Below are 23,768 nucleotides of genomic sequence, written 5' to 3' on the forward strand. Positions count from 1 at the left end.
CCGTGGGGGTAAAATCGTCCTCAAACGTATTTCCTTGAGGACACAAAATGAGCAACATTCTGATTATCAATGGTGCGAAAAAATTCGGCCACTCTAACGGTCAGTTAAACGACACCCTGACCGAGGTCGCGGACGGTATCCTGCGCGACCTCGGGCATGATGTTAAAGTCGTACGCGCGGACAGCGATTATGACGTAAAAACAGAAGTGCAGAATTTTGTCTGGGCCGATGCGGTTATCTGGCAAATGCCGGGCTGGTGGATGGGTGCACCGTGGACCGTGAAAAAATACATCGATGATGTGTTTACCGAAGGTCACGGTACGCTGTATGCCAGCGATGGTCGTACACGTTCAGATGCCTCTAAAAAATACGGCTCAGGCGGGCTGATTCAGGGCAAAAAATACATGCTGTCCCTGACCTGGAACGCGCCAATGGAAGCCTTCACTGAAAAAGACCAGTTCTTCCATGGCGTTGGTGTTGATGGCGTCTATCTCCCGTTCCATAAAGCAAACCAGTTCCTGGGAATGGAAGCGCTGCCGACCTTTATCACCAATGACGTGATTAAAATGCCAGATGTTCCACGTTATATCGCAGAATATCGCAAGCATCTGACCGAAATTTTTGGTTAACTAGTCACCTGGAATTAGAAGGAGTTAACCATGCTTACCGTTATTGCAGAAATCCGTACACGTCCAGGTCAACATCACCGCCAGGCGGTACTGGATCAGTTTGCTAAAATCGTTCCGACTGTACTGAAAGAAGAAGGCTGCCACGGCTATGCGCCAATGGTCGATCATGCAGCAGGTGTGAGTTTTCAGACCACAGCACCAGACTCAATCGTGATGGTTGAACAGTGGGAAAGCATCGCGCACCTTGAAGCGCATTTGCAGACCCCGCATATGAAAGCCTACAGCGAAGCCGTGAAAGGCGACGTGCTGGACATGAATATCCGTATTCTGGAATCGGGTATTTAAGGTTGTCGATTTGCCGGATGAGGCTTTGCTATCCGGCATATAATCGCTTCGTCAGATGAGAGCCGGATAAGGCATTTTACGCCCCTCTCCGGCTTTTCTACATGCAATTAGCCTTCGAGATCCGCAAGGTCACCTTTCTCTTGCAACCAGTTACGACGGTCTTCAGAACGCTTCTTGGCCAGCAGCATATCCATCATTGCGTTGGTACGCTGATCGTCTTCATCATCGATAATGAGCTGCACCAGGCGACGAGTGTTCGGATCCAGCGTGGTTTCGCGCAACTGCATCGGGTTCATTTCACCCAGTCCTTTAAAGCGCTGCACGTTCGGCTTACCTTTCTTGCGCTTTAATTGCTCCAGTACGCCCGCTTTTTCTTCTTCCGTCAGCGCGTAATACACCTCTTTACCGAGGTCGATACGGTATAACGGCGGCAGCGCCACGTACACGTGACCGTGTTTCACCAGCGTGCGGAAGTGTTTCACAAACAGTGCGCATAGCAGCGTGGCGATGTGCAGACCATCGGAGTCCGCATCCGCCAGGATACAGATCTTACCGTAACGCAACTGGCTCAGATCGTCGCTGTCCGGATCGATACCGATCGCCACCGAAATATCGTGCACTTCCTGCGAAGCCAGCACTTCATCGGAAGAGACTTCCCAGGTATTGAGGATCTTACCTTTGAGCGGCATGATCGCCTGATATTCACGATCGCGCGCCTGTTTGGCCGATCCACCCGCCGAGTCACCTTCGACGAGGAACAGTTCGGTGCGATTAAGATCCTGCGCGGTACAGTCCGCCAGTTTCCCCGGCAGAGCCGGACCACTGGTCAGCTTTTTACGCACCACTTTTTTCGCCGCACGCAGACGACGCTGGGCGCTGGAAATCGCCATCTCAGCCAGCAGTTCGGCTGACTGTACGTTCTGGTTCAGCCACAGGCTGAAGGCATCTTTCACCACGCCTGAAACAAACGCCGCGCACTGACGCGAAGAGAGGCGTTCTTTGGTTTGTCCGGCAAACTGCGGATCCTGCATTTTTACCGACAGCACGTAGGCGCAGCGATCCCAGATATCTTCCGCCGACAACTTCACGCCGCGCGGCAAAATATTGCGGTATTCGCAGAACTCGCGCATCGCATCCAGCAGACCCTGACGCAGACCGTTGACGTGCGTCCCGCCCTGCATAGTTGGGATCAGGTTCACATAGCTTTCGGTCAGCAGCTCACCGCCTTCCGGCAGCCAGAGCAGCGCCCAGTCCACGGTTTCTGTTTCACCGCTGAAATTACCGATAAACGGTTTTTCCGGCAGCGTCGGTAGGCCATTTACCGCTTCGCTCAGATAGTCATTCAGACCATCCTGGTAGCACCAGCGCTGTTCGCTGTTGTTGACCTCATCCTTGAAGGTGATCTCAACGCCCGGGCACAGTACCGCTTTGGCTTTCAGTACGTGCGTTAAGCGCGAAACAGAAAAACGCGGGCTGTCAAAGAAGCTTTCATCCGGCCAGAAGTGCACGCTGGTCCCGGTATTGCGTTTGCCGCAGGTACCGACAACCTGTAAATCCTGCACTTTATCGCCATTCTCAAACGCGATGTTGTATACCTGTCCGTCGCGGCGTACGTTCACTTCCACACGTTTGGACAGGGCGTTAACAACGGAGATACCCACACCGTGCAGACCCCCGGAGAATTGGTAGTTCTTGTTGGAGAACTTGCCGCCCGCGTGCAGACGACAGAGGATCAGCTCAACCGCCGGAACACCCTCTTCAGGGTGAATGTCTACTGGCATGCCGCGTCCGTCATCAATGACTTCCAGAGACTGGTCGGCATGTAAGATCACGTCCACGCGTTTCGCGTGGCCCGCCAGTGCTTCATCCACACTGTTATCAATCACTTCCTGTCCAAGATGGTTCGGACGGGTCGTATCGGTGTACATCCCAGGGCGACGGCGTACCGGCTCAAGCCCAGTGAGTACCTCAATGGCATCAGCGTTATAAGTTTGCGTCATGGTTTAAATAAGCAATTCGAATTGATCGTCAGAAACTGTGCAGTCCAAGGAAATCGACAATCGGGTTGAAATAATCTTCGAAGCCCGTGAATGCGTGGTTTCCGCCCTCAATAACTGTCTGACGGCAGGAGGCGTAATACGCCACCGCCTGGCGGTAGTCCAACACTTCATCGCCCGTTTGTTGAAGCAGCCAGATCAAATCCGGCGCTTCCAGCGGGTCAATCTGCATGACTTTAAGATCGTAAATATGGCGTGACTCTAGCACATATTGCTGCCCCGTGTAGGGGTTCTCGTTTTGACCGAGATAGTCGACCAGCAGTTCATAAGGCCGTACAGCAGGGTTCACCACCACTGCCGGCAGCATAAAACATTGCGACAGCCAGGTGGCGTAATAGCCTCCTAATGAGGAGCCGACAATCCCCAGCGACTCTCCGCCATGTTCAAGAATGATCGATTCCAGCATCTCTGCGGCCTGGGCCGGATACGGCGGCAACTGCGGCACGATCATCTCTACATGCGGATGATGCTCCGCCAGCCAGTTTTTCAGCAAGCACGCCTTCGCCGAGCGAGGAGAACTGTTAAATCCGTGAAGATAGAGAAGCGTAGACATCAGTAGCCTTCTGAAGCGGTATCAGGGTGGAACCGATTACCCTGCAGACGACGTACCTGAGTCTGCAACGTCCCGTCAGCAAAAAGCTCCAGCGTCCGCCAGCCGGGGCTGATGGTATCCAATGTGAAGTTGGAACAGTGCGGCTTAAACTGCACGCAGGTCGACGGCGTCGCCAGCAGGCGGCGTCCGTTCCAGTCCAGATCCAGTTCCTGATGAATATGCCCGCACAGCAGATATTTCACGCGCGGATAGTTCACCAGCACGTTATCCAGCTCAGCGGCATTGCGCAGGCTATGCTGATCGAGCCAGCTACAGCCCGCAGGCAGAGGATGATGATGCAGAAGCAACAAGGTATTACGCTCTGGTGCATCAGCAAGTTTACGCTCCAGCCATTCGAGCTGGAATTCACTTAATTCACCGTGGGGAACGCCGAACACCTGGCTGTCGAGCAGCAAAATTTGCCACTGTTCGCCGATGAAAACACGCTTGGCAGGGGAAATTCCCGCATCCTGCAGCGCACTGTACATTGCCGGCTGAAAATCGTGATTGCCCGGTAGCCAAACGCAGGGCGCACGAAAGCTTGCGATGCCCTCAGCAAAATGCTGATAGGCCGCAGCGGATTGATCCTGCGCCAAATCCCCAGTCGCAACGATCAGATCGTACTCAGGCGACTCTGCATGTATGGCATCCAGTACGCACTGGTAGCTATCCCAGGTGTTCACACCCAGTAAGGTTTCATGCTTTTCGGCAAACAGGTGAGTGTCTGTAATTTGTAAGATCCTGACTCTGGCCTCACCAGCCAAAGGAAGGGTTAACAGGCTTTCCAAATGGTGTCCTTAGGTTTCACGACGCTAATAAACCGGAATCGCCATCGCTCCATGTGCTAAACAGTACCGTAACCAGTCGGCCAAAAACTGATTAATTTGATGCTTTTCGTCGCGTTGATGCAACTTTTTATTTGGATAATCATACCGCGCTTTGAAGCGAAAGATCTGCTGACTTGAACACACTTCAGCCACCCTTGCGTCATGATACAGACGCACGGTCAATGACGGCAGGCTCCAGTAAGTGACAGCCGGCACCGTTTGTTCGATCGCGACAAGCGTAGTGTATCGGGTCGATTCAACGATCGTTAACCGATATTGTGCGTTTGCTACCTGATAGCTCACTGTTTCACCGGCTGCATCATTGCGTGGCAACAGGCGGCGCAACTGCGAAAAATTGGTTTCGCACAGGCGCATCATTTCAGGGAAGTCAGGTGTGTAACGCTTCATTTTTTCCACTCAGTTTTTAACTCTTGATAGTGCAGCTGTAACCATTGCAAGGCGATGACAGAAGCCGCGTTGTCGATTATCCCCTCTTCTACCCATTGATAAGCCTGTTCCCGACTCACCACATGAACACGAATATCTTCGTTTTCATCCGCCAGACCGTGGATACCATTTGCGGTCGAAGCGTCCACTTCACCTACCAAAATAGACAGGCGCTCACTGGTGCCGCCAGGGCTTGCCAGATAACTCAGCACGGGTTTCGTACGTTTAACGTCCAGTCCGGCTTCTTCCATTGCTTCACGGCGAGCCACATCTTCAACGGTTTCGCCTTCTTCAATCATTCCGGCTACCATTTCCAGTAGATACGGCGTTTCGCTGGTGTCATAGGCCGCGATGCGGATTTGTTCGACCAACACAACTTCATCCCGCTCAGGGTCAAAGGGTAGCAAGACTGCCGCGTGTCCGCGCTCAAAAATTTCACGCTTCACTTCACCGCTCATACCACCGTTAAACAGGCGATGACGGAAGCGATAAAGATCCAGTGAAAAAAAACCGCGGTATAGTGTTTCTCGTGCAATAATTTCTACATCATTTTTAGTGAATGTCATTGGCAAGTTGTCTGGTTTACGCATTGTGCTGTCCTGGTACCAATAGTGATTAAAATGTGAATTTCAAGGTCGTTTGACTGCTGTTTGAGCGCCCTTGTGTTAAATTGATGCAAATTAACGCCGTATGGCACGTAACGCCAACTTTTTGAAGTGGCGGATTCTGCTAGAATCAGCAATTATTTTTACAATTTGATCAGCGCTAAATACTGCTTCACAACAAGGAATGCAAATGAAGAAATTGCTCCCCATCCTTATCGGCCTGAGCCTGTCGGGGTTCAGTACTCTGAGCCAGGCAGAAAACCTGATGCAGGTTTATCAGCAAGCACGCCTGAGCAACCCGGAATTGCGTAAATCCGCCGCCGATCGCGATGCTGCATTCGAAAAAATTAACGAAGCGCGTAGTCCTTTACTGCCGCAACTGGGCTTAGGTGCCGATTACACCTACAGCAATGGCTACCGTGATTCAAATGGTATCAACTCCAACGCCACCAGCGCGTCATTACAATTGACTCAGACGCTGTTCGATATGTCAAAATGGCGTGCCCTGACGCTGCAAGAAAAATCAGCGGGCATCCAGGACGTGACCTATCAGACCGATCAGCAAACGCTGATCCTGAATACCGCCACGGCCTATTTTAACGTATTGAACGCGATTGACGTGCTCTCTTATACCCAGGCACAAAAAGACGCCGTTTATCGTCAGTTAGATCAGACGACCCAGCGTTTTAACGTTGGCCTGGTTGCTATCACTGACGTACAGAACGCCCGTTCACAGTACGATACCGTGTTGGCGAATGAAGTTACCGCGCGTAACAACCTGGACAACGCCGTTGAACAGCTGCGTCAGGTCACCGGCAACTACTACCCGGAACTGGCTTCGCTGAATGTTGATGGCTTTAAAACCAACAAACCGCAGGCGGTGAATTCACTGCTGAAAGAAGCAGAAAACCGCAACCTGACGTTATTGCAGGCACGTTTAAGCCAGGATCTGGCGCGTGAGCAAATTCGTCTGGCACAGGACGGTCATCTGCCGACGCTGGGTTTAACCGCCTCTACTGGTGTTTCTGATACCTCTTACAGCGGATCTAAAACTCGTGCCAGTGATGCAGGTACACGCTATGACGATAGCAATGAAGGTCAAAATAAAATTGGTCTGAACTTCTCGCTGCCGCTGTACCAGGGCGGGATGGTTAACTCGCAGGTGAAACAAGCGCAGTACAACTTTGTTGGCGCCAGTGAGCAACTGGAAAGCGCGCACCGCAGCGTAGTACAGACCGTTCGTTCATCATTCAACAACATTAATGCGTCTATCAGTAGCATTAATGCGTACAAACAAGCGGTTGTCTCTGCCCAAAGCTCCCTGGATGCGATGGAAGCCGGCTATTCTGTAGGTACACGTACCATTGTGGACGTGTTGGATGCTACTACCACGCTGTACAACGCTAAGCAGCAGTTGGCAAATGCGCGTTATACCTATCTGATCAACCAGTTAAACATCAAGTCTGCGCTCGGTACGCTTAACGAGCAGGATCTGGTGGCGTTGAACAATACGCTGGGTAAACCTATTTCCACCGCGCCTGACGCCGTTGCGCCGGAAAACACCCAGCAAGACGCCGCAGCAGATGGTTATACTGCCAACAGTGCGGCACCAGCGGTCAAACCGGCAACAGCACGTACAACCAGCAGCAGTAACGGCAACAACCCGTTCCGTAATTGATGCTGTAGACGGGGCTTCGGCCCCGTCTGAACGTAAGGCAACGTAAAGATCTGCCCCTTCCTGCGCATTCTCGCCTCTTCCCGCTTCAATTTCGACCAGTCATCCTCTATCCTGAGCATTATTTACTGTGTTTACCACTGGGTCCTGGAAGACAAAAATGAAACGGACAAAATCGATACATCATGCCTCGTTCCGCAAAAGCTGGAGCGCGCGCCACCTGACTCCTGTCGCCCTGGCAGTTACCGCAGTGTTTATGCTCGCGGGCTGTGAAAAGAGTGACGAAACGGTTTCGCTTTATCAGAACGCGGACGACTGCTCTGCGGCGAATCCGGGTAAAAGCGCCGAATGCACCACCGCGTTTAACAACGCGCTGAAAGAAGCTGAACGCACCGCGCCAAAATACGCCACGCGTGAAGACTGTATTGCTGAATTCGGCGAAGGCCAGTGCCAGCAGGCACCTGCGCAGGCGGGCATGGCACCGACCGGCGAAGGCCAGGCTCAGGCGCAGAATCAAAGCAGCGGCAGCTTCTGGATGCCGCTGATGGCAGGCTACATGATGGGCCGACTGATGGGCGGCGGAATGGGCGCTCAGCAACCGCTGTTCAGCTCGAAAAACCCGGCCAGCCCTGCATACGGCAAATATACTGACGCCAGCGGCAAAAACTACGGCGCAGCAACGCCGGGCCGCACCATGACCGTACCAAAAACCGCCATGGCACCGAAACCTGCCACCACCTCTACCGTAACCCGCGGCGGATTTGGTGAGTCAGTCGCCAAACAGAGCACCATGCAGCGTAGCGCAAGCGGCACCACCACACGTTCGATGGGTGGCTGATCGTCATGGAAAGAGTCAGTATTGTTGAGCGCCCGGACTGGCGCGATAAGGCCACCGAATACGGTTTCAACTTTCACACCATGTACGGCGAGCCGTACTGGTGTGAAGACGCGTACTATAAGCTGACGCTTGCTCAGGTCGAAAAGCTGGAAGAGGTCACCGCAGAGCTGCATCAGATGTGCCTCAAAGTGGTGGAAAAGGTCATTGCCAGCGATGAGCTGATGACCAAGTTTCGCATTCCAAAGCATACCTGGGGCTTTGTCCGCCAGTCCTGGCTGACACAGCAACCGTCGCTCTATTCCCGTCTCGATCTGGCGTGGGACGGTACCGGTGAACCTAAGCTTTTAGAAAACAACGCCGATACGCCAACCTCATTGTACGAAGCCGCCTTTTTCCAGTGGATCTGGCTGGAAGATCAGCTTAATGCGGGCAACCTGCCGGAAGGCAGCGATCAGTTCAACAGCCTGCAGGAAAAGCTGATCGAACGTTTCACTGCGCTGCGCGAGCAGTACGGTTTTCAGTTGCTGCATCTGACCTGCTGTCGCGATACGGTCGAAGATCGTGGAACGATCCAGTATTTGCAGGATTGCGCGGCTGAGGCTGAAATTGCCACTGAATTTCTCTATGTCGAGGATATCGGGCTCGGTGAAAAAGGTCAGTTCACGGACATGCAGGACCAGGTGATCGCCAATCTGTTCAAGCTCTATCCGTGGGAGTTTATGCTGCGTGAAATGTTCTCCACCAAGCTGGAAGACGCTGGCGTCCGCTGGCTGGAACCGGCCTGGAAAAGCATTATCTCCAACAAAGCGTTGTTACCGCTGCTGTGGGAAATGTTCCCGAACCATCCGAATCTTCTGCCGGCGTACTTCGCCGAAGACGACTATCCGCAGATGGATAAGTTTGTCGTGAAACCGATCTTCTCGCGTGAAGGCGCTAACGTTTCCATCATTGAGAACGGTAAAACGATCGAAGCCGTGGAAGGGCCATACGGTGAAGAAGGCATGATCGTGCAGCAGTTCCATCAGCTACCGAAGTTTGGCGACAGCTATATGCTGATCGGCAGCTGGCTGATTAACGATCAACCTGCCGGGATCGGCATTCGCGAAGACAGAGCGTTGATCACCCAGGATCTCTCGCGCTTCTATCCGCATATTTTTGTCGAGTAATTCGTTGTGCCCGGTATCGCTAATGCTTACCGGGCCTACGTTTTTATCCCACCTGTACTGACAACATACTCAGGCTACCCATCTCAATCCCATCAACAGGAATCGTCACCGGCTCTTTGCCATCCCACGCGCCGAGGACATACAGCAGCGGCAGATAGTGATCCGCCGTTGGGTTCGACAGCGATCCGCCTTCATGATCCATATAGTTAACCAGCGGGTGCTGTTCAACCGGTCCCTGCCATGTCAGGTTGGCTTTAACATAATCGTTAAATGAGGTCGCCCACGGGTATGGTGTATTCTCACCATGCCAGCGTGCTGTACGCAGGTTATGCACTACGTTGCCACTGGCCACCAGCATAATGCCTTCATCGCGCAACGCTGCCAGCTTACGGCCCATTTCAAAATGCCACGCCGCAGGTTTGGTGCTATCGACACTCAACTGCACCATCGGGATATCTGCGTTCGGGTACATCTTGATTAGCACACCCCATGAACCGTGGTCAAAACCCCACGCTTCTTTGTCTAAGGCGACGGGCACAGGAGCAAGCAAGTCAACCAGATGCTGTGCCAGTTCTGGCGAGCCCGGGGCCGGATAATGCGTGTCATACAGTGCCTGCGGGAAACCACCAAAATCGTGGATAGTTTTAGGTGCTTCCATCGCGGTTACGCCAGTACCGCGTGTAAACCAGTGTGCCGATACCACAACAATCGCTTTCGGGCGCGGCAACGTTTCCCCCAGTTGCTGCCAGGCACGGGTATAAACGTTATCTTCCAGAACATTCATTGGGCTGCCGTGTCCCAAAAACAATGCTGGCATACGAGTTGAAGACATGATGATATCCTTACTGAGGGAGTCATTTTGATATCACCACAATACGCTTTTTCGGTTGATGAAGAACTCAGATAACCATGATGAAGATCATCAGTTATTTTGACGATCCGCCCCGAACAGCAGATTGATAAGGAGTTTTATTTGTCGATGTCAGTACCTTTACTTCTGACCTTACTGGCAGGCGCCGCCACATTTATCGGTGCATTTCTCGGCGTGCTGGGACAAAAACCCTCTAACCGCGTTCTCGCGTTTTCTCTGGGTTTTGCCGCAGGTATCATGTTGCTGATCTCCCTGATGGAAATGTTGCCAGCCGCACTGGCAGCAGAGGGAATGTCGCCGGTGCTGGGTTACGGGATGTTTATCGTTGGTTTGCTGGGCTACTTTGGCCTGGATCGTTTGCTGCCGCACGCTCACCCTCAGGATTTAGTCCAAAAAACCACACAACCGTTACCCGGTTCCATTAAGCGTACTGCGATTTTATTAACTCTGGGTATCAGCCTGCACAACTTCCCGGAAGGGATTGCAACTTTTGTTACCGCCAGCAGCAACCTCGAACTGGGCTTTGGTATCGCGCTTGCCGTCGCATTACACAATATTCCTGAAGGATTAGCCGTTGCAGGTCCGGTCTATGCAGCCACGGGCTCCAAACGTACCGCTATATTCTGGGCCGGGATCTCGGGAATGGCGGAAATATTAGGTGGGGTACTGGCATGGTTAATTCTGGGCAGTTTGATTTCGCCCGTGGTGATGGCAGCAATTATGGCCGCGGTCGCCGGAATTATGGTGGCGCTGTCAGTCGATGAATTGATGCCACTGGCAAAAGAGATCGACCCAAATAATAATCCCAGCTATGGGGTCCTGTGCGGAATGTCGGTGATGGGGTTAAGCCTCGTCATCCTCCAGTCCATGGGAATCGGATAATCCAGAGGGCGGATGCCACCCTGCTCATTTACAGCATCCGCTCATCCATAGCAGAACGTGAAGGACTATTCCTGTTCCTTAATCACGCTGTTATCTTCACCAGAGCGACGAAAGAGTTTGTTTCGCGCCTCGAGCAATGCGTCTCTGTCTTGCCGGAATGCCCGGCAATAACGCTTCATATGGCAATAATAACCCAATGCAACGAATGCAATTAATACGATCCAATACCAGGCAATAAACATTCTTTTACCCTTAACATTTAACATCATTAAACATTTAACGTTAAAATTTTACACAAGCTTATTCTGACATACTCCTATAGTGGCATATTCCAGAAACAAATATATGATTTCGATCATATAAACCAGCGGCTAAGCCAATAGTCAAACTCGCTATAGAAAATAAAACAATGTCGACAAGATCACACTACGCAATAATAAATATTGTTCTCAGAATATCTCACTCATACTATCGGAAATAATAAAAAATAATTTCCACAAATAATACATTTTATCAATATTAATATATTCACCATAATAGTTGAATCAGTAACACCATTTTATATTTTATCGACACTATGAAAACATAATATATTCAGCATAATTATATTTATAGGTAATATAAGGAGATATATCCATGTTTATACAATATCGAAAAACGCTTCTCGCAGGCACTCTGGCACTGACGTTTGGATTAACAGTCGGAAACTCTTTTGCCGCGGGTTTTCAACCCGCCCAACCCGCAGGAAAACTGGGCGCAATAGTCGTTGATCCTTATGGAAACGCCCCGCTTACCGCGTTAGTGGAATTAGACAGTCACGTTATCTCAGATGTTAAAGTCACCGTTCATGGCAAAGGCGAGAAAGGAGTTCCTGTTACTTATACTGTTGGCAAAGAATCGTTAGCAACCTATGACGGCGTGCCTATTTTTGGTCTTTATCAAAAGTTTGCTAATAAGGTCACCGTTGAATATAAAGAAAATGGCAAAGCCATGAAGGATGATTATGTGGTGCAAACGTCCACCATCGTTAATCACTACATGGATAACCGTTCAATTTCCGATTTACAGCAAACGAAAGTGATTAAGGTAGCGCCTGGTTTTGAAGACCGTCTCTATCTGGTGAATACCCATACCTTCACGGCACAAGGGGCGGAATTCCACTGGCATGGCGAAAAAGATAAAAATGCCGGCATCCTGGATGCGGGTCCTGCGGGCGGGGCATTACCCTTTGACATTGCCCCCTTCACCTTTATCGTCGATACGGAAGGTGAATATCGTTGGTGGCTGGATCAAGATACCTTCTACGATGGCCATGACATGGATATCAATAAGCGCGGTTACTTGATGGGTATCCGGGAAACGCCGCGCGGCACCTTCACAGCCGTTCAGGGTCAGCATTGGTACGAATTCGATATGATGGGGCAGATTCTGGCCGATCATAAGCTACCGCGCGGATTCCTTGACGCATCGCATGAATCGATCGAAACAATCAACGACACCGTGCTGCTTCGCGTGGGCAAACGCGATTATCGCAAAGAAGATGGCATCCATGTGCAAACCATCCGTGATCAGATAATTGAAGTAGACAAGTCCGGCCGTGTGGTTGACGTGTGGGATCTGACAAAAATACTCGATCCGATGCGTGATGCGCTTCTGGGTGCACTGGACGCAGGCGCGGTATGCGTCAACGTTGACCTCGCTCATGCCGGTCAACAGGCGAAACTGGAGCCAGATACACCTTACGGTGACGCCCTCGGGGTGGGTGCAGGTCGTAACTGGGCGCACGTTAACTCCATTGCCTATGATGCCAAAGATGACTCCATTATTATCTCTTCCCGCCATCAGGGCGTCGTTAAAATCGGTCGCGATAAACAGGTGAAATGGATCCTCGCTCCGTCGAAAGGCTGGAATAAGGCGCTGGCAAGCAAGCTGTTAAAACCGGTTGATGGTAAAGGCAACGCGCTAAAATGTGACGAAAACGGCAAGTGCGAAAACACCGATTTCGATTTTACTTATACACAGCACACCGCATGGCTCTCGAGCAAAGGGACATTAACCATCTTTGACAACGGCGATGGTCGTGGGCTCGAACAACCAGCATTGCCGACGATGAAATATTCCCGTTTCGTCGAATATAAAATTGACGAGAAAAAAGGTACCGTTCAGCAAATCTGGGAATACGGCAAAGAACGCGGTTACGACTTCTATAGTCCCATCACCTCGGTTATCGAATATCAGAAAGACCGTGACACCATGTTTGGCTTTGGTGGTTCAATTAATTTATTTGACGTTGGGCAACCAACCATTGGCAAAATTAATGAAATTGACTACAAGACCAAAGAAGTCAAAGTTGAGATTGATGTCCTTTCAGATAAGCCAAACCAAACTCACTACCGTGCATTACTGGTCCGCCCACAACACATATTTAAATAATCGCGTTAGATTAAGGATTAATTATGTCATCTAAATGGATTACTTCATTATTTAAAAGCGTGATATTAACTGCAGCGCTTGCCACGTCGTTTGCCGCCTCCGCTTTTACAGAAGGCACTGATTATATGGTTTTAGAGAAACCGATTCCGAATGCTGATAAAACGTTAATCAAAGTATTTAGCTACGCCTGTCCGTTCTGTTACAAATATGATAAAGCCGTGACTGGCCCGGTTTCTGAAAAAGTGGCCGATCTCGTCACCTTCACACCATTTCATCTGGAAACCAAAGGGGAATATGGTAAACAGGCCAGTGAAGTTTTTGCAGTAATGATTGCTAAAGATCAGGCCGCAGGGATTTCATTATTTGATGCCAAATCGCAGTTCAAAAAAGCGAAATTCGCTTATTACGCTGCTTACCACGACAAGAAAGAGCGCTGGTCAGATGGTAAAGATCCGGCCGCATTCATTAAAACAGGTCTGGATGCTGCAGGCATGAGCCAGACAGATTTTGACGCCGCGCTGCAAGATCCCACCGTTCAGCAAACGCTGGAGAAATGGAAAGCGGCATACGACGTCGCCAAAATTCAGGGGGTTCCGGCTTACGTCGTTAATGGTAAATACCTGATCTACACCAAAAGTATCAAATCCATTGACTCCATGGCTGAGCTTGTCAGAGAGCTGGCGACAAAATAAACAGGGACCAGGCTATGGCTTTCATAAAAGGATTTTGGCGGGACTTACGTACCACGCCGGTTGATACGCTGGTGAGATGGCAGGAACGGCGCTTTCTGTGGCTACTGATGGCGTGCGCGATGGGCGGGTTAATAATACTGGCGCACTCATTCTTTCAAATCTATCTCTATATGGCTCCCTGCGAGCAGTGTGTCTACATTCGCTTCGCCATGTTTGTGATGGTTTTCAGTGGATTGATCGCGGCAATAAATCCCAAAAATGTTGCTCTGAAGCTTATTGGCTGCATCGCGGCATTTTATGGCAGCATCATGGGCATTAAGTTCTCCATCAAACTTAACGGCATTCATTATGCTGTACATAACCCGGATCCGGACTCGCTGTTTGGCGTCCAGGGATGTTCCACCGATCCGATATTCCCTTTCAATTTGCCGCTGGCAAACTGGGCTCCGGAGTGGTTTAAGCCCACAGGAGATTGCGGCTATGACGCCCCCGTGGTTCCCGATGGCGTAGCGCTCAGCAGTACGCAAAAGTGGTTTATCGATCTATACCAACAGTCTGAAGGCTGGTATCTGCTCCCGCCGTGGCATTTTATGAACATGGCACAGGCCTGTTTGCTGGCCTTTGGTTTATGTTTACTACTGCTGGTGATAATGAGTGGAGCCTGGGCTTTAAAACTGACCAGAACCAAATAATTGGAGCAAGAAACAAAAAAACCGAAGCCAGGAAGACGGCTTCGGTTTTTTATGCTTACCACAACTAACGTGGTAATAGTCTATTAGCTGGCTTTGCGCTCGTGCGCCTGACGATAAGCCACTAAATCTTCGATAGTGACTACAGCCATATTGTGCTTGCCGGCAAACTCAATGCACTGTGGCGCACGCGCCATGGTGCCATCATCATTAGTCAATTCGCACAGCACACCAGCCGGTTTAAAACCAGCCAGCGTCACCAGATCGATGGTGGCTTCGGTGTGGCCACCGCGAGTTAACACACCGCCAGCCTGAGCACGCAGCGGGAAAACGTGACCCGGGCGATTCAGATCGGAAGGTTTAGCGCCATCTTTAATCGCCGCGCGAACTGTAGTGACACGGTCTGCTGCGGAAACACCGGTAGTCACACCTTCTGCAGCTTCAATGGTCACGGTAAAACCCGTACCATAAGCGCTGGTGTTATTTTCCACCATCATCGGCAGATCGAGCTGTTTGCGTCGGTCTTCAGTGATGCACAGGCAAACAATACCGCTACCGTGACGGATGGTCAGCGCCATCTGTTCAACGGTCATGGTTTCTGCCGGGAAAATCATATCACCTTCGTTTTCACGGTCTTCATCGTCAAGCACCATCACACCGCGTCCTTCACGCAGTGCAGCAAGCGCATGTTCAACACGTTCGAAAGGCGTACCAAAAGAGGAAAGTAGCGTCTGATTCATGGTAAAAAAACCTCACTAAATTTATGGTTACCAGAATCAGGGCAGTCTTAGGAGTGCCGTCAAAGCGGCAAAAAAATAACGTGAGCGGGTCCATGCCCGACTGGATCGTTACTCTCTCCCATCCGGACTCTAACCGTCGGCCCCGGAATTACACCGGATCTGCTGACCTTTTCGCATTCACGAAAAGCGCTCGCGGGCTTTCAACATCAGTTGATTTACCGCCGGTGGGGAATTTCGCCCCGCCCTGAGAATAAGCGAGTTAACTATAACGCTATTGATTACCTTCATCAACGCCTTTGCTCGTCTTAGCTTCACACAATTCTGGTTTATGCCTGTGCCAGTTCGCACTACAATATGCAGCAACACGTACCAGTTCAGGGAAACCACAATGATTGACCCGAAAAAAATTGAGCAGATTGCTCGTCAGGTTCACGAGTCGATGCCGAAAGGGATCCGCGAGTTTGGCGAAGACGTCGAGAAGAAAATTCGTCAAACGCTTCAGTCACAGCTGACCCGTCTGGATCTGGTAAGCCGTGAAGAGTTTGATGTACAGACTCAGGTTTTGCTGCGTACTCGTGAGAAGCTGGCGCTGCTTGAGCAACGCCTGACTGAGCTGGAATCGCGTGAAACAACGGCAGAAGTTAAGCCTGCCCCGGCGATCCCATCAGTCGATCCGCAAGAGTAAAAACGACAACGGGCCGCAAGGCCCGTTTCTCTGTTAGTGTTCCAGTTCCAGCTTCCTGGCCTCCGTCGCCTGCTGGCAGTAAAGTGCATAGCGTTTGCAAAACCAGCTACGGTGTTCTTCATCCATATTCCCAGTTATCGCCTGGATATCAACGGGATGGCCCTCAGCCTGCATCCTGGCAAAACTTCGGGCCAGGAAATCGAAATTATTCATTGAATACATACTGCTGTTCATGAGCATACCCTCCAGTTATTGAATATCTGCTAAGGCCATATGCTTTTTCTGATTTCAGTATTTCCCTGGATGCGAAGATATTCTGCACATATTGTGCGCAAAAAAACCTTCAGCTTCACAGTTTCCTACGAAATCTAAGAGGGGGATGAGCCTCTTTTCGGATTCAAGACCAGGAGGACGCATGTTATTGTAACGTCATGTAAAAGTAAGAGGTGAAACCATTACTTTTGACACTATCAGGGAACGCGGTCGCAGGAGGAAGAAAGTTGGTTTTATTCACGGATTATAACGGACCCTACCTGTTTGCTATTTCATTTGTCCTGCTGATTGGCTTACTGGAAGTCATCTCTCTTGTTTTCGGGCACTTCCTTTCGGGCGCACTGGATGCGCATCTCGATCACTACGATGCCCTGACTTCAGGCAATATTGGACAAGCGCTGCACTATTTGAATATCGGACGTATTCCCGCACTGATCGTGCTGTGCTTACTCGCTGGCTTCTTTGGACTCTTCGGCATCCTTCTTCAACATGGTTCGGTCACACTGTGGCAAGCTCCGCTCAGCAACCTGCTGCTTGCTCCGCTGAGTTTTATTCTTGCCGTCTTCGCCGTGCATTACAGCGGAAAAATCATTGCTCCCTGGCTGCCACGGGATGAAACCACCGCTCTCGCAGAAGATGAGTTTATCGGCAGCATGGCGATTATTACCGGACATTCCGCAAGTGCCGGAACCCCATGCGAAGGGAAATTTACCGATAAGTTCGGGCAGACCCACTATGTGCTACTAGAGCCTGAAGCAGGCAAAGAATTCAAAAAAGGAGACAAGGTGCTGATTATCTGCCGACTCTCCGCAACGCGTTACCTGGCCGAGCTAAACCCCTGGCCAAATGTTTTGTAATTTTTACTTTAAGGGAATAACACAATGGATGATGTTTTTGGCATGTTACCTTCATGGATGTTTACCGCTATTGTGGCGGTGGTCGTCTTATTAATTATCGGGATTATCTTTGCCCGCCTGTATCGCCGCGCGTCAGCTGAACAGGCGTTTGTACGTACCGGACTTGGCGGGCAAAAGGTGGTGATGAGCGGTGGCGCAATTGTCATGCCCATCTTCCACGAAATTATTCCTATCAACATGAACACCCTCAAACTTGAGGTGAGCCGTTCGACTGTCGACAGCCTCATCACTAAAGACCGTATGCGTGTGGATGTCGTCGTCGCCTTTTTCGTGCGTGTAAAACCGTCTATTGAAGGGATTGCTACCGCCGCACAGACCCTGGGGCAGCGGACGCTGTCACCAGAGGATTTACGTGTGCTAATAGAAGATAAGTTTGTCGATGCCCTGCGTGCCACTGCGTCGCAGATGACCATGCATGAACTGCAGGATACGCGTGAAAACTTCGTTCAGGGCGTACAAAATACCGTCGCGGAAGACCTGTCCAAAAACGGCCTGGAACTGGAGAGCGTTTCACTCACCAACTTTAACCAGACCGAAAAAGTCCATTTCAACCCGAATAACGCCTTTGATGCCGAGGGTCTGACCAAGCTGACCCAGGAAACAGAACGCCGTCGCCGCGAACGTAACGAAGTCGAACAGGACGTTGAAGTTGCGGTACGTGAGAAAAACCGTGATGCGCTGTCGCGCAAGCTGGAGATCGAACAGCAGGAAGCCTTCATGACGCTCGAGCAGGAGCAGCAGGTGAAAACCCGCACGGCCGAGCAAAACGCCAAAATCGCCGCCTTCGAAGCCGAACGTCATCGTGAAGCTGAACAGACGCGTATCCTTGCCGAACGCCAGATTCAGGAAACAGAAATCGAGCGCGAGCAGGCGGTGCGATCCAGAAAAGTCGAGGCCGAGCGTGAAGTTCGTATCAAAGAGATCGAACAGCAGCAGGCAACGGAGATAGCCAACCAAACCAAGTCCATCGCCATTGCTGCCAAGTCCGAGCAACAGTCTCAGGCTGAAGCGCGAGCTAACGATGCCCTGGCCGAAGCGGTTCGCGCCCAGCAGAACGTAGAAACCACCCGCCAGACCGCAGAAGCGGATCGTGCCAAACAGGTCGCGCTGATCGCCGCGGCGCAGGATGCAGAAACCCAGGCCGTTGAATTGACCGTGCGGGCAAAAGCCGAAAAAGAAGCCGCAGAATTGCAGGCGGCGGCAATTGTTGAACTGGCCGAAGCGACGCGCAAAAAAGGTCTCGCAGAAGCCGAAGCCCAGCGTGCGCTCAACGATGCCATCAACGTGCTTTCCGACGAACAGACCAGCCTGAAATTTAAGCTGGCTCTGTTGCAGTCTCTGCCAGCGGTTATTGAGAAATCCGTTGAGCCAATGAAGTCTATCGACGGAATCAAGATTATCCAGGTTGATGGCCTGAATCGTGGTGGCGCCGTCGGTGAAGTGAACGCAGGTAACGTAAGCGGTGGAAATTTGGCTGAGCAGGCATTATCAGCCGCCCTTGCCTATCGTACACAAGCGCCGCTGATTGACTCGCTGTTAAATGAAATTGGTTTGTCCGGCGGTTCGCTAAATGCGCTTACCACTCCGTTAAACGCCACGACAACAGTCGACGTTAACCATCAGACAACGATAAAAGAAGAATAACGACTTCTGCCTTATGTCCCCCGTCCCTGGCCCATAAAGCCGGGGATTTTTTATTCTGGCGCGCCGTTTTGCGTGGATGCTCCAGCAATAAAAAACCTGCGGGAGAAAGCCCTTGCGCCTGTCAGGTCGCTCACTAACAATCGCTTGGTCAGCAAGGGGCTGCAACGAGAAAGCCCCTCTCGAAGAAGGGGCTTTAATAAGGAAAGGGTTATGATGAAGCGAGTCATCATACTGGTTGTGCTGTTACTGTTAAGTTTCCACGCTTACTAACAGTCAATCAGAGGGGGGAGAAATCCCCTCTCACCCTTATTCCTGTACTTTAGGTCGAAAAAACAGCAGCGTCAACAGCGGGAAACGCACAGAAACGAAAAGTTTGCCCCGTTTCCAGCATTTGTTATTTATCGCTGTCTTTCTGGATCTTCTTGATGATATTGGTCGTCGAACAACCATCTTCGAAGTTCAGCACCAGCACTTCTCCGCCGTTGGCCCATACCTCTTTGCTGCCCGCAATATCTTCTGGCTTATAGTCGCCGCCTTTGACCAGCAGATCCGGCAGGATGCCAGCGATCAGACGCTGCGGCGTATCCTCTTCAAAAGAGACCACCCAGTCGACGGATTCCAGCGCGCCCAACACGATCATGCGCTGTTCCAGCGGGTTGACCGGACGCGTTTCGCCTTTCAGACGTTTGGTCGACGCATCGCTGTTTACCGCCACGATCAGGCGATCGCCCAGCTTGCGCGCATTTGCCAGATAGGAGACATGGCCCGCATGCAGGATGTCGAACACGCCGTTAGTCATCACCACTTTCTCACCGCGCTTGCGGGCGCTGGCGACGGCCTGTTTCAGCTCAGATTCGCTCATCACGCCAAAACCAGTATCAGCCCGACCACGCACGGCGTTTTCCAGTTCAATCGGAGAAACGGTGGAGGTTCCCAGTTTACCGACCACGACACCGGCTGCAGCGTTAGCAAAATAGCACGCCTCTTCCAGCGAATTACCCGCCGCCAGCGTCGCCGCCAGCACACCGATTACCGTATCGCCCGCACCGGTCACGTCATACACTTCCTGCGCCTGCGTCGGCATATGCAGTGGCGATTTGCCCGGTTGCAGCAACGTCATCCCCTGTTCTGAACGGGTAATCAGCAGTGCGGAAAGGTCGAAATCAGCAATCACTTTCATGCCGCGCTCAACCAGTTCATCTTCGCTTTTGCATTTACCGGCGACCGCTTCAAACTCAGACAGGTTCGGCGTTAGCAGCGTTGCGCCGCGGTAACGTTCAAAATCGGTCCCTTTCGGATCGATAAGCACCGGCACGCCAGCCTTACGCGCCAGAGCAATCATTTGCTGCACGCTTGCCAACGCGCCTTTGGCGTAGTCAGAGAGCACCAGAGCGCCGATAGAACCCAGCGCCTGATTAATACGCTCGTGCAGCGGTTGCGGATCTACGCCTTCAAAACCTTCTTCGAAATCCAGGCGAATCAACTGCTGGTTACGGGAAAGTACGCGTAGTTTGGTGATTGTCGGATGCGTCGGCACGGAAACGAAGTCGCATTTTACGTTCACATCCGCCAGCGTTTTGCTCAGCGCACGCGCCGCGTCGTCGATACCAGTCAAACCCACCAGACGAGAATTTGCGCCCAGAGAGGCAATGTTCATCGCCACGTTTGCTGCGCCACCGGGACGTTCTTCGATGGTATCGACCTTCACCACCGGAACCGGCGCTTCAGGTGAAATACGGCTGGTAGGGCCGTACCAGTAGCGATCCAGCATCACATCACCGACAACCATGACTCCTGCACGTTCAAACTCTGGCAGCGTTACTTTCATTCCTGTCTCCTGAGAGATTCTCTGAGGGTCTTAAAATTTGCGCGCGATAATAGCACACTTCACTCGGCAACCAGCCACTTCTGCCAGCTGTCACGCACCAGCGTACGTTCAGCGCTGAAGTGTTCCGCCGCTACATGGCCCGGAAGTTCCTGCAGGGCAAGATGGTGAAGTTCGTCGCGCAGCGTTGTATAAGCGCGGGTAAGCGCCAGCGCTTCCTGCTCATCCATAATGTCGTTTTGCGCCAGCAATTCCAGAATGCGCACGTTATCCGACCAGCGCGTCAGCTTCGGTTTTTCATGCGCATAGCGCAGCACCAGATATTGCGTAATAAATTCAATATCTGTAATGCCACCCTCATCCGCTTTAATATCAAAACGATCCCGATGCTTATTGCCCAAATGGGCGCGCATTTTCTCACGCATTTCACGCACGTCAGTCTGCAAGGTTTTCCCATCACGGACGAGGGTCATGATATCGCGACGAATCGCATCAAACTGAGAGGTCAACTGCGGGTCGCCATATACCACACGAGCACGCACCAGCGCCTGATGCTCCCATGTCCAGGCTTCGTTGCGCTGGTAATCGTCGAAAGCGTCGGTTGATGTCACCAGCATTCCCGCCGCGCCGGATGGACGCAGCCGCGCATCCACTTCGTACAAAATACCGGACGAGGTGCGGGTGCTGAAAAGGTGCATAATGCGCTGCGACAGACGCAGATAGAACTGTCGCCCATCAATCTCACGCTCACCGTCCGTCATCACGTCCATCGGACAATCATGCAGGAAGATCAAATCAAGATCCGAACTGTAGCCCAGTTCCCAGCCGCCCAGTTTGCCATAGCCGACGACGGCAAAACCGCGCCCCTCACGTTCGCCAAGATGAGTCGGTTGCCCGTAGCGAGCAACCATCTGCGTCCACGCCTGCTGGACTACCGCATCAATAATCGCTTCCGCCAGCCAGGTTAAATGGTCGCTCACCTTCATCACCGGCAGCGTACCGGCGATATCAGCCGCGGCAATACGCAGTAGCTGCGTTTGCTTAAACTGGCGCAGTGCCTCCAGTTGCTGCTCTTCGTCATCTTCCGGCACACGCAGCAAATACTGGCGCAGCTCATCACGGTAGGCGTCCGTCGCGGTAGGTTGATACAGGGTATTCGGATCCAACAGTTCATCGAGCAACAACGGATACCGCGCCAGCTGGCTGGCGACCATCGGCGAGGCCGCACAGAGCGAAATCAAATGCTTCAGCGCCCCGGGGAATTCGCTCAGCAGTTCCAGATAGGTCGTGCGAGTCACAATACCCACCAGCAGCGGTGTGATGCGTGACAGCGGGACTGAGGCGTCGTCACGCGTACAGACATCGCTCAGCAGATGCGGCATTAAATGATCCAGCACCTGTCGTCCGCGTGGGCCAATGGTGCGTTTATCCAGCTCTTTGCGGAAATCAGCAATCAGAGACAGCACGCGCCGCCGATCTTCATCCGCCAGATGCGTCAGCACTGGCGTGGTGTCATCTTCCTGTAAGGCGTCCTGCCACAATTCACGCCACTGTTCTGAGAGCGACTCTTCCTGGGTTTCGGCCTCGTCATCGCCAATCAGCTCGTTAAATACCCGGCGTACGTTGTCCATATGATTGGCCAGCACATCGGTTAATTGCTGCCAGTCATCAACGTTCATCCCCCACGCCAGTCGCGCGCGATTCAGTTCATCGCCTGGCAGCGTTTGGGTCTGTTCATCATTGATGCTTTGCAGCAGGTTTTCCAGGCGGCGTAAATAGAGATAGGCTGCGCGCAGTTGTTCCGCGTCGGTATCAGACAGCAAGTGCAGCGCATTGATGGCGCTAAGCGTCGGTAACAGCGAGCGGGATTGCAGCGATGGCTCGCGCCCACCGCGAATCAGCTGGAATACCTGCACGATAAATTCGATTTCACGAATGCCGCCCGCCCCCAGCTTAATGTTGTCTTTCAGGCCACGACGGCGCACTTCACGCGCAATCATCCCTTTCATGTTACGCAGCGACTGGATCACGCTGAAATCAATATAGCGACGGAAGACAAAAGGCCGCAGCATGGCACGAAGCTCGCTGACGTATGTGCCGTCGGCATCGCCCATAATGCGGGCTTTAACCATCGCATAGCGTTCCCAGTCGCGCCCTTGTTCCTGGTAATAATCCTCCAGCGCGGAGAAGCTCAGCACCAGCGGGCCGCTGTCGCCAAACGGGCGTAAACGCATATCCACCCGATAGACAAACCCATCCATTGTGGGCTGATCCAGCACTTTGATAAGCCGCTGGCCCATACGGGTAAAGAACTGGGCGTTATCCAGCTCGCGGCGCCCACCCTGTGTGCTGCCGTGTTCCGGCCAGGCAAAAATCAGGTCGATATCGGAGGAAAAATTCAGCTCGCCACCGCCCAGTTTCCCCATGCCTAAAATCAGCAGCGGCTGCGCAACACCTTCAGAACTACAGGGCGTTCCCCACTCACGACAGCAGGCGTCATACAACCAGTCTCGAGCGGCAATAATCAGCGTTTCAGCCAGATGGCTTAACTGCTGCAAAATACTCTCTTCGGTCACCAGCGACAGCGTCTGTGCCCAGGCGATACGCACCATAATGCGACGGCGAAACAGGCGTAACTCACGCATCAGTGTGTTTTCGTCACTAACGTCAGCCAATGCTTGCTGTAACCAGTTGGCATAGTGTTGCCATTCATCCGCCAGGGGTGGAGCGCTTTCCAGCTCAGCCAGCCATTCGGGATGGGCAATAATGCTGTCACGGACAAAATCACTGAATGTGAGTACTGACTTAGCCTGAACGCTAAGCGAGGACTCAGATATTGCTGCTGGCAGCCGCTCAACAACGGTCGGCCAGTACTGCTGTAACGGTGAAGAGAGCTGCTTCATTTACGGGTTATCCTTTGAATGGTGCCGGATGCG

General features: G+C 51.9%; 23 protein-coding genes and 1 riboswitch. Of the genes, 13 read left to right on the forward strand and 10 right to left on the reverse strand.

The window, feature by feature from the left end; all coding sequences use genetic code 11:
* Positions 1-47: 47 nt before the first annotated feature.
* On the forward strand, positions 48-629 hold the full coding sequence (locus EHN13_RS11650) for an NAD(P)H-dependent oxidoreductase (protein WP_003838153.1): 582 nt from the start codon (positions 48-50) through the stop codon (positions 627-629).
* A gap of 30 nt (positions 630-659) precedes the next feature.
* A complete protein-coding gene (locus EHN13_RS11655; RefSeq protein WP_003024557.1) occupies positions 660-974 on the forward strand; it encodes a putative quinol monooxygenase in 315 nt (104 codons plus the stop codon).
* A 107-nt stretch (positions 975-1,081) separates the two neighbouring features.
* Here the strand turns inward: EHN13_RS11655 and parE are convergent, their stop codons facing one another.
* The 5 genes from parE to nudF are packed head-to-tail and all read right to left on the reverse strand — an operon-like array spanning position 1,082 to position 5,487.
* Positions 1,082-2,974 carry a DNA topoisomerase IV subunit B gene (gene parE / locus EHN13_RS11660; RefSeq protein ID WP_003024571.1) on the reverse strand — a complete coding sequence of 631 codons (1,893 nt, stop codon included), beginning with the start codon at positions 2,972-2,974 and terminating at the stop codon, positions 1,082-1,084.
* A gap of 28 nt (positions 2,975-3,002) precedes the next feature.
* Positions 3,003-3,584, reverse strand: coding sequence for an esterase YqiA (gene yqiA / locus EHN13_RS11665; RefSeq protein WP_003024575.1), 582 nt, complete (start codon positions 3,582-3,584; stop codon positions 3,003-3,005).
* A complete protein-coding gene (gene cpdA / locus EHN13_RS11670; RefSeq protein WP_124021420.1) occupies positions 3,584-4,411 on the reverse strand; it encodes a 3',5'-cyclic-AMP phosphodiesterase in 828 nt (275 codons plus the stop codon). Before cpdA ends, yqiA begins: the two co-directional genes overlap by 1 nt.
* 24 nt (positions 4,412-4,435) lie before the next feature.
* Positions 4,436-4,858: a DUF1249 family protein gene (locus EHN13_RS11675; RefSeq protein ID WP_124021421.1), complete on the reverse strand. Its 423-nt coding sequence runs from the start codon at positions 4,856-4,858 to the stop codon at positions 4,436-4,438.
* Positions 4,855-5,487 (reverse strand): ADP-ribose diphosphatase, encoded by a 633-nt coding sequence (gene nudF / locus EHN13_RS11680; RefSeq protein ID WP_040233966.1) that lies wholly within the window; start codon positions 5,485-5,487, stop codon positions 4,855-4,857. The genes EHN13_RS11675 and nudF overlap by 4 nt, the downstream gene beginning before the upstream one ends.
* A gap of 199 nt (positions 5,488-5,686) precedes the next feature.
* On the opposite strand from nudF, the gene tolC reads away from it, so the two are divergent.
* The 3 genes from tolC to EHN13_RS11695 all read left to right on the forward strand — a co-directional run bounded on the left by tolC (position 5,687) and on the right by EHN13_RS11695 (position 9,181).
* Positions 5,687-7,180, forward strand: coding sequence for an outer membrane channel protein TolC (gene tolC / locus EHN13_RS11685; RefSeq protein ID WP_124021422.1), 1,494 nt, complete (start codon positions 5,687-5,689; stop codon positions 7,178-7,180).
* A 157-nt stretch (positions 7,181-7,337) separates the two neighbouring features.
* Positions 7,338-8,015, forward strand: coding sequence for a DUF1190 family protein (locus tag EHN13_RS11690; RefSeq protein WP_003024591.1), 678 nt, complete (start codon positions 7,338-7,340; stop codon positions 8,013-8,015).
* A 5-nt stretch (positions 8,016-8,020) separates the two neighbouring features.
* Positions 8,021-9,181 carry a glutathionylspermidine synthase family protein gene (locus EHN13_RS11695; protein WP_048213241.1) on the forward strand — a complete coding sequence of 387 codons (1,161 nt, stop codon included), beginning with the start codon at positions 8,021-8,023 and terminating at the stop codon, positions 9,179-9,181.
* Positions 9,182-9,224: 43 nt separating this feature from the next.
* Here EHN13_RS11695 and ygiD read toward each other — a convergent pair whose 3' ends face one another.
* Positions 9,225-10,013, reverse strand: a complete 789-nt coding sequence (gene ygiD, locus EHN13_RS11700) for a 4,5-DOPA-extradiol-dioxygenase (protein ID WP_105242194.1) — start codon at positions 10,011-10,013, stop codon at positions 9,225-9,227.
* 147 nt (positions 10,014-10,160) lie between these two features.
* Here ygiD and zupT point away from each other — a divergent pair, with 147 nt between their 5' ends.
* From zupT to dsbI, 4 genes are all read left to right on the forward strand, one after another.
* The gene (zupT, locus tag EHN13_RS11705) at positions 10,161-10,934 is read left to right on the forward strand and encodes a zinc transporter ZupT (protein ID WP_003024600.1); all 774 of its coding nucleotides are present in this window, start codon (positions 10,161-10,163) and stop codon (positions 10,932-10,934) included.
* 636 nt (positions 10,935-11,570) lie between these two features.
* On the forward strand, positions 11,571-13,367 hold the full coding sequence (locus tag EHN13_RS11710; RefSeq protein ID WP_124021423.1) for an aryl-sulfate sulfotransferase: 1,797 nt from the start codon (positions 11,571-11,573) through the stop codon (positions 13,365-13,367).
* A 23-nt stretch (positions 13,368-13,390) separates the two neighbouring features.
* Entirely contained in the window at positions 13,391-14,059 is a 669-nt protein-coding gene (locus tag EHN13_RS11715) for a thiol:disulfide interchange protein DsbA/DsbL (RefSeq protein ID WP_061068601.1), read from the forward strand.
* 14 nt (positions 14,060-14,073) lie between these two features.
* Positions 14,074-14,751: a protein-disulfide oxidoreductase DsbI gene (dsbI, locus tag EHN13_RS11720; RefSeq protein WP_121585056.1), complete on the forward strand. Its 678-nt coding sequence runs from the start codon at positions 14,074-14,076 to the stop codon at positions 14,749-14,751.
* An 83-nt stretch (positions 14,752-14,834) separates the two neighbouring features.
* On the opposite strand, the gene ribB is transcribed toward dsbI, so the two are convergent.
* Positions 14,835-15,488 (reverse strand): 3,4-dihydroxy-2-butanone-4-phosphate synthase, encoded by a 654-nt coding sequence (gene ribB, locus EHN13_RS11725; protein WP_048213246.1) that lies wholly within the window; start codon positions 15,486-15,488, stop codon positions 14,835-14,837.
* A 106-nt stretch (positions 15,489-15,594) separates the two neighbouring features.
* Positions 15,595-15,744, reverse strand: a riboswitch (FMN riboswitch).
* 132 nt (positions 15,745-15,876) lie between these two features.
* Between ribB and ubiK the strand changes: the two genes are divergently transcribed.
* Positions 15,877-16,173: a ubiquinone biosynthesis accessory factor UbiK gene (gene ubiK, locus EHN13_RS11730; protein ID WP_048213247.1), complete on the forward strand. Its 297-nt coding sequence runs from the start codon at positions 15,877-15,879 to the stop codon at positions 16,171-16,173.
* A gap of 33 nt (positions 16,174-16,206) precedes the next feature.
* Here the strand turns inward: ubiK and glgS are convergent, their stop codons facing one another.
* Positions 16,207-16,413, reverse strand: coding sequence for a cell surface composition regulator GlgS (gene glgS / locus EHN13_RS11735; protein WP_086523459.1), 207 nt, complete (start codon positions 16,411-16,413; stop codon positions 16,207-16,209).
* A gap of 260 nt (positions 16,414-16,673) precedes the next feature.
* Between glgS and EHN13_RS11740 the strand changes: the two genes are divergently transcribed.
* From EHN13_RS11740 to EHN13_RS24140, 3 genes are all read left to right on the forward strand, one after another.
* Entirely contained in the window at positions 16,674-17,303 is a 630-nt protein-coding gene (locus EHN13_RS11740; protein ID WP_115601456.1) for an OB-fold-containig protein, read from the forward strand.
* 24 nt (positions 17,304-17,327) lie between these two features.
* Entirely contained in the window at positions 17,328-19,007 is a 1,680-nt protein-coding gene (locus EHN13_RS11745; protein WP_124021424.1) for a flotillin family protein, read from the forward strand.
* Positions 19,008-19,217: 210 nt separating this feature from the next.
* Positions 19,218-19,277, forward strand: a complete 60-nt coding sequence (locus EHN13_RS24140) for a type I toxin-antitoxin system Ibs family toxin (protein WP_137346154.1) — start codon at positions 19,218-19,220, stop codon at positions 19,275-19,277.
* Positions 19,278-19,401: 124 nt separating this feature from the next.
* Here EHN13_RS24140 and hldE read toward each other — a convergent pair whose 3' ends face one another.
* A complete protein-coding gene (hldE, locus tag EHN13_RS11755; protein WP_048213251.1) occupies positions 19,402-20,835 on the reverse strand; it encodes a bifunctional D-glycero-beta-D-manno-heptose-7-phosphate kinase/D-glycero-beta-D-manno-heptose 1-phosphate adenylyltransferase HldE in 1,434 nt (477 codons plus the stop codon).
* A gap of 59 nt (positions 20,836-20,894) precedes the next feature.
* Positions 20,895-23,735 carry a bifunctional [glutamate--ammonia ligase]-adenylyl-L-tyrosine phosphorylase/[glutamate--ammonia-ligase] adenylyltransferase gene (gene glnE / locus EHN13_RS11760; RefSeq protein WP_124021425.1) on the reverse strand — a complete coding sequence of 947 codons (2,841 nt, stop codon included), beginning with the start codon at positions 23,733-23,735 and terminating at the stop codon, positions 20,895-20,897.
* Between the last annotated feature and the right edge of the window lie 33 nt (positions 23,736-23,768).

Source organism: Citrobacter youngae, from assembly GCF_003818115.1.
GTDB lineage: Bacteria > Pseudomonadota > Gammaproteobacteria > Enterobacterales > Enterobacteriaceae > Citrobacter > Citrobacter youngae.